The sequence below is a fragment of the Phycicoccus sp. DTK01 genome (assembly GCF_017312765.1).
Lineage (GTDB): Bacteria > Actinomycetota > Actinomycetes > Actinomycetales > Dermatophilaceae > Phycicoccus > Phycicoccus jejuensis.
Genome location: NZ_BOPU01000005.1, coordinates 72,767 through 90,831 on the forward strand (window position 1 = coordinate 72,767; position 18,065 = coordinate 90,831).

Consider the following 18,065-nt stretch of genomic DNA (forward strand, 5'->3'; position numbering starts at 1 on the left):
TCGCACGCCCCGTCCGCCGGGGCAAACCCGTGTCGATGGTCTCGTCTGTGACTCTCTAGCTCTTCCACTAGACGAGGCCAGACGCGTGCATCGACGGGTGGCACCGCGGTCGCCGGCTCGCTCTTGACGCTCCCCTGACCCGGGCCGGGTGAGCCGCAGGGGCACCGGCCACCCCGGGGTCACGGACCCTTCACGCACCCCTCGTGCCGTGCTCCCCCGCCGGTCGCCGACCGGCGGCGAGGGTGGCGGCCATGACCACGACAGCCTCCCGCCGGACCCTCCTGCGCGTCGGGGCGGTCGCCGCCGCCGGCGCCGCCACGTCCACCGTCGCCCTGCGCGCCGACGCCCGCCCGACCGCGGCCGCCCCGACGCCGCGCACCGACCCCTTCACGCTCGGCGTCGCCTCGGGCGACCCCTCCCCGGACGGCTTCGTCCTCTGGACGCGGCTGGCCGTCGAGCCGCTGGCCGCCGACGGCCTCGGCGGGATGCCGGACCGCACCTTCGTCGTCGGCTGGCAGGTCGCCCGGGACGAGGACTTCCGCCAGGTCGTGCGCTCCGGCGTGGTCCCGGCCCGGGCCGCCAGTGCGCACGCCGTCCACGTCGAGGTCGGCGGCCTGCTGCCCGGCCGGGAGTACTTCTACCGCTTCCGCCTCGGACGCTTCGTCACCCGCACCGGCCGCGCGACGACCGCCCCCGCGCCCTGGCAGTCCCCGACGTCGCTGACGATGGCCTTCGCCTCCTGCTCCAACCTGCCGTCGGGGTACTTCACGGCGTACGGGCACCTCGCCGACGAGCGGCCCGACCTCGTGCTCCACCTCGGGGACTACCAGTACGAGGGCGCCGGGGACGGCATCGGACGGCACCACGCCGGCCCGGAGACGACGACGCTCGCGGGCTACCGGCAGCGGCTGGCGCAGTACAAGACCGACCCCGACCTCCAGGCGGCGCACGCCGCCGCCCCGTGGCTCGCGATCTGGGACGACCACGAGGTCGACAACAACTACGCCGACGACGTGCCCGAGAAGGTCTCGGAGACACCGGGGTTCCTGGACCGGCGGGCTGCCGCCTACCGCGCCTACTACGAGAACATGCCGCTGCGCCGCACCTCCGTGCCGCGCGGGCCGGACCTGCAGCTCTTCCGGCGGGTGGGCTGGGGCTCGCTCGCGACGTTCCACATGCTCGACACGCGGCAGTACCGGTCCGACCAGGCGTGCGGCGACGGCTACAAGGACTGCCCGGAGGCCGCCGACCCGCCGCGCTCGCTGCCGGGGCACGCGCAGGAGCGCTGGCTGCTCGACGGGTTCCGCCGCTCGCGCGCCCGCTGGGACCTGCTCGGGCAGCAGGTCTTCTTCGGCCGCCGCGACAACGACCCCGGCGCCGCGACGACCGTCTCGATGGACGCCTGGGACGGCTACCCCGCCTCGCGCGAGCGGGTGACCCGCGGCTGGGTCGACGCCGGCGTGCGCAACCCGGTCGTCCTCACGGGCGACGTGCACGCGCACTGGGCCTCCGACCTGTTCCTCGAGGGGGACGACAGCCGGGTGGTCGGGTCCGAGCTCGTCACCTCGTCGATCACGTCGGGCGGCGACGGGTACGACGAGGCCGACGGCACGCACCCGTGGGCCGCGTGGAACCCGAACCTCCGGTTCTGGACCAACCTGCGGGGCTACGTCAGCACGACGATCACCCGGGACGAGCTGACCGCGCGCTTCCGGTGCGTCCCGGTCGTCACCACCCCCGGAGCGGAGGCCTTCACCCGCGCGACGTTCGTCCTCGGCGACCGGGAGCGGGGGCTCGTCCAGGTGCAGGACGCTCCGATGGCGAGCGCCGTGGCCCGCGGCACGGCGCGCTCGGACGCGGACAAGGTCGCCGACACCGTCCGCGAGGAGACGCACGGCGGCAGCTGACCGCTGCGATTCGGGCTCCGGCACAGGCGGACCCGCCCCGCATCGCCCCGGTCGTGGGGCGGTGGGGGGCGGGTCCCTGTACGTGGTGGGTCGGCGTCAGGCGCGGAAGCCGTCGAAGACCCGGTACATGAAGTCCGTGCCGCGCTCGAGGGCCTCGACGTAGATCCGCTCGTCGTTGCCGTGCATCCCGATGAGCTGGTCGTTGTCGATGACGTACGGGTAGACGCCGTACCCGGGGATGCCGCGCTCGCGCCACGGCCCGAGGCTCGTCCCGGCCTCGAAGAGCGCCGGCGAGAAGACGGCCTTCGGGTAGGTGCGCTTCGCCGCCCGCTCGATCGCGTCGTAGAGCGGGGTGTCGAGCGACGCCGGCGCGGTGGCCCACGTCTCGTCGAGCTGGTCGAGGTAGTCGGCCTCGCTGACACCCTCGGGCGCCCCCAGACGGACCTCGATGTCCTTGCCGCGCAACGTCCGACGCAGCCGCGCCACGAAGTCACGCGGCTTCTCGCCACCGGGGATGCCCCGGCAGTTGACGCGCACGTGCGCCTCGGACGGGATGACGTTCTCCTTGTACCCCGCGTCCTCGATGACGAAGGCGGTCGTCGTGCGCAGCAGCGCCGAGTGGAGGTAGGGGTAGTCGGAGTACCGGACGACGAGCGCGGCGGCCCGCTCGCGGACCTTCGTGCTGCGGGTGCCGAGCATCAGCCGGATCGCGTTCGCGAACCGGCGGTCGTCGGTGGCCCGGGCGAGTGCGGAGAAGTACTCGCGGGTGACCTTCGTGAGGTGCACCGGGGCGAGGTCGTCGCCGATGTCCGCGACCGCCCGCGACAGCGAGACGATCGCGTTGTCCGGGATGGGCTTCGACGAGTGCGTCGCGGTGCCGGAGGCGTAGAGGTCGAGGTTGAAGTAGACCTTGTCCTGGCGGGTCACCGTCACGAGCATCGGCGTCGTGCCGTTGGACTGTGCGAGGAACCAGCCGCCCTCGGTCAGCACCATCCCGGCGTCGAGCTTGTCCCAGTGCTTCTCGGCGAGCCAGCCGGAGCCGTAGCTGCCGGCCTCCTCGTCGCAGTCGGTGAGGACGATGATGTCGCGCTCGAACCGGTGCCCCTCCTGGACGTGCCGCAGCAGCCCCGCGATGGACGCCGCGTTGGCGCCCTTCATGTCGAGCGCGCCACGGCCGTAGATCTCGCCGCCCTTCACCACGGCGGCGAAGGGGTCGACCGACCAGTTCTCGCGCTCGACGGGCACGACGTCGGAGTGGCCGAGCAGGAGCAGCGGCCGCGCCGAGGTGGTCCCCTTGATCCGCGCGATGAGGTGGACGTTGTCCGGCTGGGGGGTCGGGATGATCTCGGAGCGGACGCCGGCGGCGTCCCAGACGCCGCGCAGCCACTGCGCGTGCGCCCGGGTCTTGCCGCCCTCACCGAAGTTCTGGGTGTCGAAGGAGATCATCCGGCGCAGGAGCGCGAGCGGGGTCGGGGCGGTCGCGGCGGGCAGGCCGGCGACCGGTCGGGCCACGGCCCCGCTCCCGCTGACGAGGCCGGTGGCCGCGAGGGTCGCGGCGCCACCGGCGCCCGCGAGGAGGGCGCGTCGCCCGAGGCGGCGGGCGGTGCCGCCGTCGGTGGGGGTGGTGTCGGCTGGTCCGGTCGATGGGTGGTCGGTCATCGTCGTGGTCCTCACGTCATTGTGTGGTGGATGTCGCTGTGTGGTGGTCCCGGGGCGCCCCGACTGTTTCCCCGGGTCCGGGGGTGACCCACGGGTAGGCCCGGCGTCGTCGACGAACGGTCCCCGCGGTGGTGCGAGCGGTCGGTCGACCTCCGCGGCGGGGTGACATGGGCGGGCCATGTCACCCTGGCGCGTCGGCGGCGACACGATCGGGGCGTCTGCGGATGTATCGGGTCAGGGCTAGAGATGCCCATACGGTGTGATCGTGGACCCGATCCGGAACCCCTACGCCCCCGGCGCCGGCCAGCGGCCGCCCGAGCTCGCCGGGCGCGACGAGCAGCTGGACGCCTTCGACGTCGTCCTCGAGCGGGTGGCCCGGGGCCGTCCCGAGCGCTCGGTGGTCCTCACCGGCCTGCGCGGCGTGGGCAAGACCGTCCTGCTCAACGCCCTGCGCTCGGCCGCGGTGCGGGCGGGGTGGGGCACCGGCAAGCTCGAGGCGCGGCCCGACCAGTCGCTGCGTCGGCCGCTGTCGTCGGCCCTGCACCAGGCGGTGCGCGAGCTCGGGCCGGCGGGCGGTGCCGGGGACCACGCGCTCGGGGTGATCCGGTCCTTCGCCCAGCGCGAGCCGGAGTCGGGCCGCTCGGCCCGGTCGGCCCCCAAGCTGCGCGACCGCTGGAACCCGGGCATCACCGTGCCCGCGGTCACCGGGCGCGCCGACTCGGGCGACGTCGAGATCGACCTCGTCGAGCTGCTGTCCGACCTCGGGGGGACGGCGGCCGACACCGGCCGCGGCATCGCCGTCTTCATCGACGAGATGCAGGACCTCGGGCCCGAGGACGTGTCGGCCCTCTGCGCGGCCGCGCACGAGATCAGCCAGACCGGGCTGCCGCTCATCGTCGTCGGCGCCGGGCTGCCGCACCTCCCGGCGGTCCTGTCGGCCTCGAAGTCGTACTCCGAGCGGCTGTTCCGGTACTCGCGCATCGACCGGCTCGACCGCGACGCGGCGGACGCGGCGCTCGTGCGGCCGGCGGCCGACGAAGGGGCGGAGTACGAGCCGGACGCGCTCGCGGCGATGTACCTCGCGACCGGCGGGTACCCCTACTTCATCCAGGCCTACGGGAAGGCGGTGTGGGACAGGGCACCCGGCTCGCCCATCACGCCGGCCGACGTCGAGGTCGCGGCGCCGGAGGCCGAGGCCGAGCTGGCGGTCGGGTTCTTCGGGTCGCGGTTCGAGCGGGCGACGCCCGGTGAGCGCGAGTACCTGCGGGCGATGGCGGAGGTCGCCGCCGCGGCCGGGGGCACCGACGACGCCGACGCCGTCCCGACCGCGGACGTCGCGGCGCACCTCGGACGCAAGCCGCAGTCGCTCTCGCCGGCCCGCGACGCGCTGCTCAAGAAGGGCCTCATCTACTCCGGCGAGCGGGGGCTCATCGCCTTCACCGTGCCGCACTTCGGGCGGTACCTGCGCGACCACACCTGACCCGGGCACGCGCGGGCGGGCGTGCAGCAATCGTCACATTCGTCGATGTCTGCACGGCGTACAGGACGGGCACCGGTCGCGCTCCGGAGTGCGCGCGACCGGTGCCCGTCCAGCCCGGGGGGCGCCGCCTCAGGTGCGGCGCATGACGTCGAGGAAGGTCCCGACCTCGGCGCGGAGCATCTCGGCCATCTGGGCCAGGCCCTGGCCGACGCGGGGGTCGAGACCGTAGCCCCCGTCCGACATCGAGGCGTTGCCGTCGACGGCGTAGCGGAGGTCGTCGACCATCGGCGACATGTCGCGGACCATGCCGTGGACGGACTGGATCGCGTTGATGCTGCGGCCGGAGGCGGCGATCATCTCCTGGACCTGGTTGGTGATGTCCTCCGTCGACTTCGCGGTGGTCTCGGCGAGCGACTTGACCTCGGAGGCGACGACGTCGAACCCGCGGCCGGCGGTGCCGGCCCGGGCCGCCTCGATCTGCGCGTTGAGGGCGAGGAGCTTGGTCTGTGCGGCGACCGAGGAGATGAACCCGACGACGTTCTCGATCTCGCGCGAGGCGCCGTCGAGGTTGGCCATCGTCGTCGTCGCGGCGTCGGCCTGGCCGACCGCGTCCTCCGCGTAGCGGCCGAGGTTGGCGGCCGTCGCCGACAGCTCGGTGGAGGCGGCCGCGACCTGCTGGGACACCGCGAGGACGGTCTCCTCGAACCGGTCGGCGAGCTCGAGGCGCTCGGTGACCGCGCTCTTGGAGCGGCCCTCCGCCTCGATCATCGCCGCGCGGGCCGCGTTGATGGCGCCGGCGCCGCGCAGGAAGGAGCCGAACAGGCCGGCGGGCAGCACCTGGCGGTAGTAGCGGCCCTCGATGATGGCCTCGAGCGCGCCGGTCACCTCGCGGGCGAAGGCATCGGTGCGGTCGAGCGAGTCGTTGAGGGCGAGCCGCAGCCCGGTGACCTCGGGGAAGGCGTCCTCCCCGTCGATGCGGGTGAAGCGGGCCTCGGAGTCGCCGGCCCCGGCAGCGGCCGCGACCCGGCGGGCCTCGGCCAGCGCCTCGCGCAGCACCTCGACCTCGCTGCGGCGGCCGGAGGCGCCCTTGTCCTTGGTGGCGCCGCGGCGGCGTGCGGTGACGATGCTCATGCTGCGACCTCCGTGGCGAGGGACCAGACCCACTCGTCGTAGGTCATGCCGAGCTGCTCGAGGCGCTCGTGCAGGAAGGTGAGACCGGCGGCGGAGGCCTCGGTGGCCCGGCCGAAGGAGGCCTCGTGCGAGCGGATCTCGCGGTAGAGGGGCTCGATGACGTTGAGGGCCGAGCGGCTCGGCACGCGACGGTTCGAGTGGTAGCCGATGATCGAGCCACGGGCGTCGAACGTCGGGGTCACGTGGGCGAAGACCCAGTAGTGACCGCCGTCGCCGGCCATGTTGACGACGTAGGCGAAGAGCTCCTGGCCGGCCTGCAGCCGGTCCCAGAGGAGCTTGAACACACCCGCGGGCATGCTCGGGTGGCGGATGATGTTGTGCGGCTTGCCGAGCACGTCCGCCTCGTCGAAGGCGGAGACGCGGCAGAACACCTCGTTCGCGTACGTGATCCGACCCTGCAGGTCGGTCTTGGTCACGATGATCTCGTCGCGACCGAACGTACGCTCGACGCCGCTGGGGGTCGTGCGTGTCATGGGGGGCCTTTCTCCGGAACGGCAATGTCCACCCCGCTCATCGGCGCCGCGACGGGGTGCTCGAGCAAGATCGCGTCAAGATCGGCTCAGGATCGGCGTCGGCCGCCCTTGCTAGGTTGGCCGGGTGCTCGGACGCCTCCTCATCGCCCTCGTCTCGGTCCTGCCCCGGCACGGGATGAGCCGCGGCGCCGGCTGGCTGGCGAGCCGGACCATCCCGCGCCGCCGGCGCGCCACCGTGCTGGGCGGCTTCAGCCGCGTCGTCGGCGCCGACCCCCGCGAGGCGGCGCTCCCGCTCGAGGAGTACCCGACGCTCAACGCGTACTTCACGCGCACCCTCGCGCCCGGGCTGCGGCCGGTGGCCCCGGGGGCGCTCGTCTCGCCCGTCGACGCCACGGTCGGGGCCTGGGGCGAGGTCGTGTCCGACACGCTGGTGCAGGCCAAGGGGCACGACTACTCGCTCGCGGCCCTGCTCGCGGACCGGGCGTACGCCGACCTGTTCGAGGGCGGCACCTACACGACCCTGTACCTCTCGCCCAGCGACTACCACCGCATCCACGCCCCGATCGACGGTCGGGTCACGGCGGCCACCTACGTCCCGGGCGACCTCTGGCCGGTCAACAGCGCCGCGGTGGCGAACGTCGCCGACCTCTTCGCGCGCAACGAGCGCATCGTCGTGCGGATGGAGACCGAGGGCGGCGGCCACGTGGCCGTCGTGCCGGTCGGCGCGACGATGGTCGGGATGACGCGCCTCGCCTTCGACGAGCGGCTGCACACCAACGCGCGCCGGCGCGAGGTGCAGCGGTACGACTACGACGAGCCGCACCACCTCGCGGCCGGAGACCCGCTCGGGCACTTCGAGTTCGGGTCCACCGTCGTCCTCGTGTGCTCACGGGGGGCCGGAGTCGTCGAGCCGCTCACGCTCGGGGCTTCCGTGCGGATGGGCGAGCGGATCGGGTCCCCGGCGACGTCCGCCTGACGCGGCGCCTCCCCGGCGTGGGGTGGGCGCGTCTCGGTCGGCGAGACCGGCTGTCGAACCACGCAGCCACCGGACGGCCGGCATAAGCATCCGTTATACCGTCGCAAACATCGAGTGATCTCCGGTCGCGCCGCGACCTCTCCCCGAACCCGCCCCCAGGAGCCCCCGATGACCGACACGACCACCGCCGCCACCGATCTCGCCCCCGTCGTCGCCGCCCTCGAGGCGGCCGTCACCGCGGACGCCGCCAACGCCGCAGCGCTCTTCCGGGTGCACGCCGTCGGCGGCGACGGCCCGACGAGCACGATCCGCGTCAACCGCCACGCGTTCGAGCAGGACGAGCCGGCCGGCTTCGGCGGCGCCGACTCCGCGCCGGGGCCCGTCGACTACGCGCTCGCGGGGCTCGCGTCGTGCCAGATCGTCGTCTACAAGTACTGGGCAGCCAAGACCGGCGTGGCCCTGGACCACATCGCCGTCGACGTCGACGGGGACTTCGACTTCCGGACGATGTTCGGGTTCGAGGGCGGTGGCCGTCCCGGCCTGACCGACGTGCGGGTCGCCGTGAGGGTCAGCGGCTCGGAGGCGCCCGAGCGCTACGAGGAGCTCCAGCGGCTCGTCGACGAGCACTGCCCCGTGCTCGACCTGGTCGGCAACGCCACCCCGGTGTCGACGACGCTCACCGTGGCATCCTGACCGGATGACGGACCGTTCCTGGGGATTTCGGACCCGCGCGCTCCACGCCGGTGGCCCGCCCGACCCGACGACCGGGGCGCGCGCCGTCCCGATCTACCAGACCAGCAGCTTCGTCTTCGAGGACACGACCGACGCCGCGAGCCTCTTCGCCCTGCAGAAGTACGGCTCGATCTACACACGGATCGGCAACCCGACGGTCGCCGCGCTCGAGGAGCGGATGGCCAGCCTCGAGGGCGGCATCGGGGCGCTGGCGGCGGCGAGCGGTCTCGCCGCGGAGTTCCTCGTGTTCGCGGCGCTGACCGGTGCGGGCGACCACGTCGTCGCGGCCGGCAGCCTCTACGGCGGGACGCTGACCCAGCTCGATGTCACCCTGCGCCGCTTCGGGGTCGAGACCACGTTCGTCCGCGGTACCGATCCGGCCGACTACGCCGCCGCCATCACCCCGGCCACCCGCTGCGTCTTCGTCGAGGTCGTGGCCAACCCCAGTGGCGACGTGGCCGACCTCGCGGGACTCGCCGACGTCGCGCACGCGGCCGGCATCCCCCTCGTCGTCGACGCCACGACGGTCACGCCCTGGGTGTGCCGTCCCCTCGAGCACGGTGCCGACATCGTCGTGCACAGCGCGACGAAGTTCCTCGGCGGCCACGGCACGACCCTCGGTGGTGTCGTCGTCGAGGGAGGCCGGTTCGACTGGGGCAACGGCAAGTTCCCGCGGATGACCGAACCGGTGCCGTCGTACGGCGGCATCGAGTGGTGGGGCAACTTCGGCGAGTACGGGTTCCTCACCCAGCTGCGCAGCGAGCAGCTGCGCGACGTCGGGCCGGCGCTCTCACCGCACTCGGCCTTCCTGCTCCTCCAGGGCGTCGAGACGCTCCCCCAGCGGATGGACGCCCACCTGGCCAACGCGCACGAGGTCGCGCACTGGCTCGCCGCCGACCCCCGGATCGGCTGGGTCCGCTGGGCGGGGCTGCCCGACCACCCGCACCACGAGCGCGCGCAGCGGTATACGCCGAAGGGCCCCGGAGCGGTCTTCTCCTTCGGTGTCCGTGGCGGTCGGGAGGCCGGGGCGCGCTTCATCGAGGCGCTCCGTCTGTGCAGCCACCTCGCCAACATCGGGGACGCGCGCACGCTCGTCATCCACCCCGCGAGCACGACGCACCAGCAGCTGTCGGCCGCGCAGCTCGAGGCGGCCGGCGTCGGAGAGGACCTCGTCCGCATCAGCGTCGGGCTCGAGGACGTCGAGGACATCCTCTGGGACCTCGACCAGGCGCTCGCCGCCGCGTCCGGAGGCCGGTCGTGAGCGGGGGATGGACGCCGCCGTCGGCGCAGGAACGCCGCGCCGTGCTCGAGCGGACCCGCAGCGTGGCGATCGTCGGTGCCTCGGCCAAGCCCTCACGGGCCAGCTACTTCGTCGCGACATACCTGCTCTCCAGCAGCGACCTGCGGATCTTCTTCGTCAACCCCGCCGTCGACGAGATCCTCGGCCACCCGGTGTACCCGTCGCTGCAGGCGCTGCCCGAGCCGCCCGACCTCGTCGACGTCTTCCGCCGTCCGTCCGAGCTGCCCGCGGTGCTCGACGACACCCTCGAGGTGGGGGCGAGCACCCTGTGGCTGCAGCTCGGCCTGTGGGACGACGACGTCGCCCGGCGCGGCGCCGAGGCCGGCCTCACGGTGGTGATGAACCGCTGCCTGAAGATCGAGCACGCCCGGTTCGCCGGGGGTCTGCACCTCGCCGGGTTCGACACCGGGGTCATCACCTCCCGCCGTCGTTGACGGCCCCGTGCGGCGGTGTCGTCGCGCACCATGTCGCACGGGCCCAGGGGCGACCGCTCGTCCTGGGGTCGCACGCCACCGTCGCACCGCGGTGCGGGTGGCACGGTGTCCCGGTCCGGCGTCGACGGAGCCGCCGGGAAACGGAGGCAGACCGATGACGTCCACACCGTCCACCGCCCGCGCGACCGCCCTCGGGCGCAGCCTGGTCCTCCTCGTGGCGCTCGCCGTCCTCGGGGCCGTCGGCCTCGTCGTGACGACCTCGCCACCCGCGCGGGCCGCCGGGCTCACGCAGGTGACCGGGTTCGGCAGCAACCCCGGCGCACTGGCGATGTACAGCTACCGACCCGACGGGCTGCCCTCCGGCGCACCGCTCGTCGTCGAGCTGCACGGCTGCACCCAGAACGCGTCGACGTACTTCGCGAACTCAGGGTGGCGCGAGATGGCCGACCGCCACGGGTTCGCCCTCGTGCTCGCGCAGCAGAGCAGCAGCAACAACTCGAGCTCCTGCTTCAACTGGTTCCAGGCGTCCGACACGGCGCGCGGGCAGGGTGAGGCGCTGAGCATCAAGCAGATGACCGACTACGCGGTGTCCTCCTACGGCCTGGACTCCTCGCGGGTCTACGTCACCGGCCTCTCCGCCGGCGCGGCGATGACCGCCGTCATGCTCGCGACCTACCCCGACACCTACGCGGGCGGGTCCATCAACGCCGGCCTCCCCTACCGCTGCGCGAGCAGCACGCTCGACGCGTTCTCGTGCATGAACCCCGGTGTCGACAAGACGCCGGCCGCGTGGGGCGACCTCGTCCGCGCCGCGTCCTCGGGGTACACGGGCAAGCGGCCGCTCGTCTCGATCTGGCAGGGGACGTCCGACACGACCGTGGCCCCGATGAACGCCGGCGAGCTGCGCGACCAGTTCACGAACGTCGCCGGCCTGTCGCAGACCCCGACGAGCACCGGCACCGTCGCGTCGGGCGTCACGTTCGAGGACTACGCGGGGCGGGTGCGGGTCACCCGCGTCCAGGGGATGACGCACGGCACGGCCGTCGACCCCGGGACGGGCACCGCGCAGTGCGGCACGGCCGGTGCGTACTTCATCGACACCTCGGTGTGCGCCGCCTACCAGGACGTCCGGTTCTTCGGGCTCGACGGCGGCACCGCCCCGACGCCGACCCCGACGGCCACGCCGACCGCGTCCCCGACGGCGAGCCCGACCCCCACCCCGACTCCCACGCCCACCGCGACGCCGACCTGCGTCACCGCGACGAACTACGCCCATGTGACGGCCGGGCGGGCCTACCAGTCCGGCGGCTACGCCTACGCGACGGGCTCGAACCACAACCTCGGCCTCTACAACACGTACTACACGTCGACGCTCAGGCAGACCTCGACGGGCTACTGGGAGAAGTGCTGAGCCACAGCGGTTCCGCATCGGCGGCGGGGTAGAACGGAGCATGCGCCTCCCCACCCCGCCGCCACCCGGCGGTGACGACCCCGTCGCGTGGGTGCGTGAGCACCTCGGCCACCTCGTGCGCGAGGGCGCCGACGGCACGCGGCGGGGCGGGCACGTCGGGGGGCAGAGCGCCGCCGACACCGCGCTCGCGACGCTCGACGTCAGCGGGTACGCGTCGCGCCGCAGCACCGTCCTCCCGGTCGAGCGGCGCGGGGCGAGCCGGATGTCCCCGTACATCCGGTACAACCTCGTGACGCTGCGCGAGGCCTGGGACGCGGTCGCCGACGCTCCGGCCCGCGACCGGACCAAGTACCGCGACGAGCTGCTCTGGCAGGAGTACGCCCGTCACCTCTACGCCCGGGTCGGCCGGGCGCTCGGCCGACCGCTGCGGCGCGAGCAGCCGCGGACGGCGGACCGCTGGCCGGCCCCGTGGCCCGACGAGATGGCGTGCATGGCCGCGACGACGGGCGAGCTCGTCGAGGACGGCTGGCTGGTCAACCAGACCCGGATGTGGCTCGCCTCCCAGTGGGCGGTGCGGGCCGGCGCGGACTGGCGGGTCGGCGAGGACGTCTTCTTCGCCCACCTGCTCGACGGCTCGCGGGCCGCGAACCGGCTCGGGTGGCAGTGGACGGTCGGCACGGGGTCCGGGCGTCCGTACGGGTTCAGCCGCTGGCAGGTCGAGAAGCGGGCGCCGTCCCTGTGCCGCGGGTGCGCGCTCGCGGACCGCTGCCCCGTCCAGGGCTGGCCCGAGGACGGCGTCGGCCCAGCGGCGGACGGTCCGCCGCTCGGTCGGGCGCCCGTCCCGGCCGGCCCGGCCGAGGTCGAGGGGGGTGGGGCGGACGAGGTCTGGCTGACCGCGGAGTCCCTCGGCGACGCCGACCCCGCCCTCGCCGCCGACGAGGAGCGCCCGGCGGTGTTCGTCCTCGACGAGCCGCTGCTCGCCGGGCTACGGCTCTCGGGGAAGCGCCTCGTGTTCCTCGCCGAGACGCTCGGCGACCTCGCGACACGGCGTCCGCTCGAGGTGCGGCTCGGGGTCGTCGCGGAGGAGCTGACCGGGCGGCGGCTCGCGGTCACCCACGCGCCCGTGCCCGGGTTCGCCCGGCGCGCTGCCGAGGTGGAACTTGTGGAGGTCCATCCCTACCCGTGGCTCGTGCGGCCGCGCAGCGTGCCGGTGCAGTCGTTCACCGCGTGGCGGCGCGCGGTGGGGGCGCCCCGCTCCTGAGGGTCAGAAGGGAGGGGTGTCGGGCCACCGGGTCGGAGGTCGCCGAGGCGGATGGTCGCCGGTCGGTGCGACGGTGAACCGCCGGCTCGGGCGGTGGACCTCGACCCGGCAGGGCGCTCGTCCCCAGCAGTCGCCGCCGAGGCGCGACTCGAGCGCGTGCTCGAGGTCGCTGTGCGGACCGTCCGGAACGGTGAGCCGGGGTTCGCCCGGTGGGGCGGCGAGGTCGTCGGGGGCCGGGAGGTCCCGCGGCGGCCGGTCCCGGAGGTGGTCGGGCGGGTCGGTCCTGCGGACCCGCCCGGTGGGGTCGGTGACGGTGTAGGTGCCGTCCGGGTCCAGCCGCGTGCGCCATCCGGGCCGCTGCTTGGTCCGGTGGTGGCGGCGGCAGAGACAGACGAGGTTGAGGGCGCTGGTCGGGCCGGCGGGCCAGGGCGCGACGTGGTCGAGGTCGCACCAGCGGGCCGCGACGGAGCACCCGGGGAAGCGGCAGTGCCCGTCCCGCGCGCGGACCAGGGCCGCAAGGGCCGCACCCGGCCGGTGGGCGGTGGTCGCCAGCGCGTCGCCGGCGTCGAGGAGGGCGCCGGTGACCGGGTGGGCGTCGTGCTCGACGACGGTGGTGCTGACGGTGGCCTGCCGGAGCACGAGGTCGGTGAGCGCGCGGGCCCGGGCCCGGTCGATGCGCGCGCACGTCCCGTCGTCGACGTAGCGCTGCGCGAGCGCGTCGATCGCCGCCCACGCGCCGCGCGCCTCCTCGCTGGGGAAGGTCCCCAGCCACGTGTCGACCCCCGGCTCGTCGACCCAGCGGCGCAGACCCGTCGCGGAGCGGGCACGCTCGGCGCGCTGCCGCAGGAGGTCGGGGTCGATCGTCGCGAGCAGGCGGCGGACGCGTCGGCGCAGCCGGGTGGCGTCCTCCCGCTCGAACCACTCGTCGAGGGACGCCACGACCGCTCGGCGGACGTCCGCCGGGCACTCCTCGAGCTCGGCGGCGACGACGTGCGCGCGGGACGCGTCGAGGCGGCCCTGACCCATCGCCTCGTGCAGGCCGCCGAGCCCGGTCTCCGTCGGCGTGCCCTCGGGGCCGTCGGCGGCCCGTCGCACGGCGTCCCGGACCCGCTGCTCGGCGGCGATGGCCGAGAGGCACAGGACGCCGGAGACGATGGCCGGGGCGTCGAGCGCCACGTGCCCAGGGGCCTTCCGGATCTCGCGGACGGTGCCGTCCTCGGCCCGCTCGGGATCGAGCGCCACGAGGCCGACGAGGACCTCGTCCTGCAGTGCCGTCGCCTCGTCGACGAGGGCCCGGAGCTCGCCGAGGGTCGCCGTCAGCGCCTCGCGGGTCCCGACCCGCGTGCCGTGCGAACGCCCGGTGGAGAGGGCCGAGCGCGCCCGGCGCACCACGTCGAGGAGGTCGTCGGACCTGCGGTCGGTGCCCATGTGCTCCCCCCTCCCCTCAGTGGTCCGATCCTATCGAACGCACGTCCGATTGACAAGAGCCCAGAGGGGCTGAATTGGTTGCACGGCAACCTCATTCGCCACACCACCACCATGCTGATCCCTCTCCGGGCGAGGGCTCAGGACGACGCGCCCCCACCCGGTGGACGCCAGTCCTCCGGCGGGTCCTCACCGACCCGGCCGTCCACCGCCTCGCGGAGCAGGTCGGCGTGGCCGGTGTGCCGTCCGTACTCCTCGAGGAGGTCGAACAACAGCCGCCGGATGCTCGCGTGCCGGCCCTCCTCGTCCGCCGCGTGCGCGTCGCCGTCGAGCCCCCGGGCATCCACAGCCTCGCGCACCAGGGCCCGGTTGCGCTCCACTGCACCGTCGTACAGCGCGTACAGCACCTCCGGCGGGTCGGACGCGGCGGAGGTCATCTCCCAGTCGTCCTCGTCGTCCCAGCCGTTGTCGTCCCAGACGTCGGGCATTGGTGCGCCGGAGAGGCGTCGGGTCGAGTAGAAGTCCTCGACCGTCGCGAGGTGCTTGAGCAGCGCCCCGAGGCTGAGGGTGGACGTGGGGATGGTCGCGCGCAGCCCGTCGGCGTCGAGGCCGTCCGCCTTGTACCGGAACGTGGCGCGCATCCGGTCCAGTGACCCGAGCAGCTGGTCGGCCTCGGAGCCGGCGAGCGGCGGCTCCCACGGCGGTGGGGTACGGCTCACGGCATGCGCTCGAGCATCGCCAGCGAGCGCTCGACGACGAGCGCGGTGGCGTCCGCGTCGTACGACGGCAGGGAGCTGTCGACGAACAGGTGGACGTCGCCGGGGTAGACGAAGAGCTCTGCGCCGGAACGACCCTCGACGAACTCGCGCGCGGCGTCGACGTCCCCCTCGGCGCCGAAGAAGGGGTCGTCGGCCATGCCGTGCACCTGCACCGGGAGCCCGTCGGGCCACGTGCCGAAGTTCGACGGGTCGGCGAACGCCTCGAACAGCAGCGCTCCCGCGGCCCCGGGGGTGTTCTGCGCCACCTGCTGGGCCGCCATGACGCCGAGCGAGATGCCGGCGACGACGAACCCGTCACCGAGCCCGTCGGCGGCGGCGACGCCCCGGGCCCGCATCTCCGCGAAGCCGACCGACCCGACGTACGCCGCGCCCTCGTCGATCGACGCGAAGGTGCGCCCCTCGAACAGGTCCGGCGTGTGCACGGTGTGCCCGGCGGCGCGGAAGCGGTCGGCGAGGTCGACGACCCCGGGGGTCAGGCCCTGGATGTGGTGGAGGAGCAGCATCTCGGTCATGCGCAGCACCGTAGGGGCGGTTGCGGACGGTCGGCGTCCGGTTGAGGATGGCGGCGTGCGCCCCGACACCAGCCCGGCCGCCCGCGCCCTCATCACGATGGAAGCGATCCAGGACGAGCCGGGCATCACCGCCGAGCGGCTCGCCGAGCGACTCGGGGTGTCCGCGAGGGCGGTCCGGCGCTACGTGGGCATCCTGCGCGACGCCGAGGTGCCGGTGGAGTCGACGCGCGGGCCGGCCGGTGGCTACCGGCTCGGCCGGGGCACGCGGCTGCCGCCGCTGGTCTTCAGCAGCGCCGAGGCGCTCGGGCTCGTCATGGCCGTGCTCGACGGCCACCACGCCGCGGCCGACCCGACCGACCCGGTGGGGGTGGCGGTGGCGAAGCTCCTGCGGGCGATGCCGCAGCACGTCGCCGACCAGGCCGACGTCGTGCGGCGCACCACCGCCGCGGCCCCCGACCGCGGCGCCGCGCGGCCCGACCCGGCGACCACCGTCGCGCTCGTGCGGGCGCGCAGCGAGACCCGGTGCGTCACCGTGCACTACCGCTCCGAGAACGGCCGCGAGTTCACGACCGACGTCGAGCCGTGGGCCGTCGTCGTGCGGCACGGGCGGTGGTACCTGCTCTGCCGGTCGCTGCGGTCGGGGTCGGTGCGGACCTACCGGGTCGACCGTGTCCACCGTGTCGACCTGCTGGACACCACCTTTCGGGTGCCGGACGACCTCGACCCCGTCGCCTCCCTCGAGGAGCACCTCGGCGCGGGATGGGAGCACGCGACCGAGGTCGTCATCGACCTTCCCCCGGAGCGTCTCGACCACGTGCCACGCACCCTCGGGCGGCTGGAGGCCGACGGCCCCGGCCGGACCCGCCTGGTCGGCACGACGAGCAACCTGCCGGGGTACGCGAGCGACCTCGCCCAGCTGCAGGTGCCGTTCACGGTCGTCGCCGGTCCGGAGCTGCGGGCGGCCGTCGCCGCCCTGGCCGATCGGCTCGCCGCTGCCGTCGCCGAGCCGGCCCCGTCGACGACCTGAGAGAAGCCCGGACCCTCCGGCGCGCGGGCCACCCCGGCGTGCGGTAGGAACGTCCGGGTGACCACGCCCGACCAGACCTCGCAGAGCGGCCAGAGCCAGCTCGGGACGAGCCTCAAGCCCCGCCACATCACGATGATCTCGATCGCGGGGGTGATCGGCGCCGGCCTGTTCGTCGGCTCCGCCAACGCGATCGAGCAGGCCGGCCCCGCCGTCCTCGTCTCGTACGCCCTCGCCGGCAGCCTCGTCGTCCTCGTCATGCGGATGCTCGGCGAGATGGCGACGGCCAACCCCGACACCGGCTCGTTCTCGGTCTACTCCCAGCGCGCGCTCGGCCGCTGGGCGGGCTTCTCGGTCGGGTGGCTCTACTGGTGGTTCTGGGTGCTCGTCATCCCCGTCGAGGCGACGGCGGCGGCGGACATCCTCAGCCGGATGGTCGGCCTCGACCAGTGGATCTGGGCGCTGCTCGTGACCATCCTGCTCACCGGGACCAACCTCGTGTCGGTCGGCAACTACGGCGAGTTCGAGTTCTGGTTCGCGCTCGTCAAGGTCGTCGCGATCATCGCCTTCATCGCGCTCGGCGTGCTCGCCATCCTCGGCCTGCTGCCGACCTCGGAGGTCAGCGGCGTCTCACGGCTCTGGGAGCCCGACGGCTTCTTCGCCGGCGGCGGGGGCGCCATCATCGCCGCGATGCTCACGACGATGTTCTCGTTCATGGGCACCGAGATCGTCACGATCGCCGCGGCGGAGTCGCCCGACCCGGCCAAGGGGATCACCAAGGCCGTCAACTCGGTCATCTGGCGGATCTTCATCTTCTACATCGGCTCGATCGCGGTCATCGTCTCGCTGGTGCCCTACAACCGGCTCGAGAACGGCTCGTACCAGACGGTGCTCGAGGCGATCGGCATCCCGGGAGCGCCGGTCATCATGGACGTCGTCGTCCTCACCGCCGTCGCGTCCTGCCTCAACTCGGCGCTCTACACCGCCTCGCGGATGGTCTTCTCGCTCGCGGCCCGTGGTGACGCGCCGAAGGCCATCGGCCGGGTCAACGCCCGCGGCGTGCCGGTCGTCGCCATCCTGCTCTCGATGGTGCTCGGCTTCCTCGCGGTCGTCGGCAACTACGTCCTGCCGGACAAGATCTTCGGCTACCTGCTCGCGACGTCGGGCGCCATCGCGCTGTTCGTCTACCTGTCGATCGCGGTCAGCCAGCTCGTCCTCGGCCGGCGGATGCGGGCGTCGCACGAGGTGCCGCCGGTGCGGATGTGGCTCTTCCCCGGCCTGACCATGGTCGTCATCGGGTTCATCGTCGTCGTCATCGGCCTCATGGCCTTCGACCCCGGCCAGCAGCAGGCCATCGCCTTCTCGGTCGTGTCGGCGGCGGTCATCGTCGCGCTCGGGGTCTACCGGCAGCGGCGCGCGGGGGACGCGCGCGAGGTCGTCGAGGACGAGCCGGCCGCCCGCGCCTGAGGCCGTTCGCCGGGATGCCGGTCGGCGCCGCGCG

Annotated in this window: 16 protein-coding genes; 10 read left to right on the plus strand and 6 right to left on the minus strand. The window is 73.9% G+C overall.

The features are described 5' to 3' along the window. Positions 1-251: 251 nt before the first annotated feature. Positions 252-1,907: an alkaline phosphatase gene (locus J3473_RS12225; RefSeq protein ID WP_207023795.1), complete on the plus strand. Its 1,656-nt coding sequence runs from the start codon at positions 252-254 to the stop codon at positions 1,905-1,907. 96 nt (positions 1,908-2,003) lie between these two features. Here J3473_RS12225 and J3473_RS12230 read toward each other — a convergent pair whose 3' ends face one another. Then, positions 2,004-3,566: a M20/M25/M40 family metallo-hydrolase gene (locus J3473_RS12230; RefSeq protein ID WP_207023797.1), complete on the minus strand. Its 1,563-nt coding sequence runs from the start codon at positions 3,564-3,566 to the stop codon at positions 2,004-2,006. 265 nt (positions 3,567-3,831) lie between these two features. On the opposite strand from J3473_RS12230, the gene J3473_RS12235 reads away from it, so the two are divergent. Next, positions 3,832-5,046, plus strand: coding sequence for an ATP-binding protein (locus J3473_RS12235; protein WP_207023800.1), 1,215 nt, complete (start codon positions 3,832-3,834; stop codon positions 5,044-5,046). 129 nt (positions 5,047-5,175) lie between these two features. Here the strand turns inward: J3473_RS12235 and J3473_RS12240 are convergent, their stop codons facing one another. Next, a complete protein-coding gene (locus J3473_RS12240; protein WP_207023803.1) occupies positions 5,176-6,177 on the minus strand; it encodes a methyl-accepting chemotaxis protein in 1,002 nt (333 codons plus the stop codon). Then, positions 6,174-6,710, minus strand: a complete 537-nt coding sequence (locus tag J3473_RS12245) for a PAS domain-containing protein (RefSeq protein WP_207023805.1) — start codon at positions 6,708-6,710, stop codon at positions 6,174-6,176. The genes J3473_RS12240 and J3473_RS12245 overlap by 4 nt, the downstream gene beginning before the upstream one ends. A 124-nt stretch (positions 6,711-6,834) precedes the next feature. Between J3473_RS12245 and asd the strand changes: the two genes are divergently transcribed. The 6 genes from asd (at position 6,835) to J3473_RS12275 (ending at position 12,824) form a co-directional block, all read left to right on the plus strand. Then, a complete protein-coding gene (asd, locus tag J3473_RS12250; RefSeq protein ID WP_207023808.1) occupies positions 6,835-7,686 on the plus strand; it encodes an archaetidylserine decarboxylase in 852 nt (283 codons plus the stop codon). A gap of 168 nt (positions 7,687-7,854) precedes the next feature. Further along, entirely contained in the window at positions 7,855-8,379 is a 525-nt protein-coding gene (locus tag J3473_RS12255; protein ID WP_207023811.1) for an OsmC family protein, read from the plus strand. Between the two features lie 4 nt (positions 8,380-8,383). Beyond that, positions 8,384-9,679, plus strand: a complete 1,296-nt coding sequence (locus tag J3473_RS12260; RefSeq protein ID WP_207023814.1) for an O-acetylhomoserine aminocarboxypropyltransferase/cysteine synthase family protein — start codon at positions 8,384-8,386, stop codon at positions 9,677-9,679. After that, the gene (locus tag J3473_RS12265; RefSeq protein ID WP_207023817.1) at positions 9,676-10,152 is read left to right on the plus strand and encodes a CoA-binding protein; all 477 of its coding nucleotides are present in this window, start codon (positions 9,676-9,678) and stop codon (positions 10,150-10,152) included. The genes J3473_RS12260 and J3473_RS12265 overlap by 4 nt, the downstream gene beginning before the upstream one ends. A 154-nt stretch (positions 10,153-10,306) precedes the next feature. After that, positions 10,307-11,563 (plus strand): PHB depolymerase family esterase, encoded by a 1,257-nt coding sequence (locus J3473_RS12270; RefSeq protein ID WP_207023820.1) that lies wholly within the window; start codon positions 10,307-10,309, stop codon positions 11,561-11,563. A 40-nt stretch (positions 11,564-11,603) separates the two neighbouring features. Further along, positions 11,604-12,824 carry an FAD-binding domain-containing protein gene (locus J3473_RS12275; RefSeq protein ID WP_207023822.1) on the plus strand — a complete coding sequence of 407 codons (1,221 nt, stop codon included), beginning with the start codon at positions 11,604-11,606 and terminating at the stop codon, positions 12,822-12,824. A gap of 3 nt (positions 12,825-12,827) precedes the next feature. Here J3473_RS12275 and J3473_RS12280 read toward each other — a convergent pair whose 3' ends face one another. From J3473_RS12280 to J3473_RS12290, 3 genes are all read right to left on the minus strand, one after another. Next, positions 12,828-14,252: an HNH endonuclease signature motif containing protein gene (locus tag J3473_RS12280; RefSeq protein ID WP_207023824.1), complete on the minus strand. Its 1,425-nt coding sequence runs from the start codon at positions 14,250-14,252 to the stop codon at positions 12,828-12,830. A gap of 137 nt (positions 14,253-14,389) precedes the next feature. After that, a complete protein-coding gene (locus tag J3473_RS12285; RefSeq protein WP_207023826.1) occupies positions 14,390-14,968 on the minus strand; it encodes a DUF664 domain-containing protein in 579 nt (192 codons plus the stop codon). Then, positions 14,965-15,540, minus strand: coding sequence for a dienelactone hydrolase family protein (locus tag J3473_RS12290; RefSeq protein ID WP_207023828.1), 576 nt, complete (start codon positions 15,538-15,540; stop codon positions 14,965-14,967). The genes J3473_RS12285 and J3473_RS12290 overlap by 4 nt, the downstream gene beginning before the upstream one ends. Before the next feature lie 55 nt (positions 15,541-15,595). Here J3473_RS12290 and J3473_RS12295 point away from each other — a divergent pair, with 55 nt between their 5' ends. Together J3473_RS12295 and J3473_RS12300 are read left to right on the plus strand one after the other, a co-directional pair. Continuing rightward, a complete protein-coding gene (locus J3473_RS12295; protein WP_207023830.1) occupies positions 15,596-16,567 on the plus strand; it encodes a YafY family protein in 972 nt (323 codons plus the stop codon). 57 nt (positions 16,568-16,624) lie between these two features. Continuing rightward, positions 16,625-18,031 (plus strand): amino acid permease, encoded by a 1,407-nt coding sequence (locus J3473_RS12300; RefSeq protein WP_030527172.1) that lies wholly within the window; start codon positions 16,625-16,627, stop codon positions 18,029-18,031. Positions 18,032-18,065: the final 34 nt, after the last annotated feature.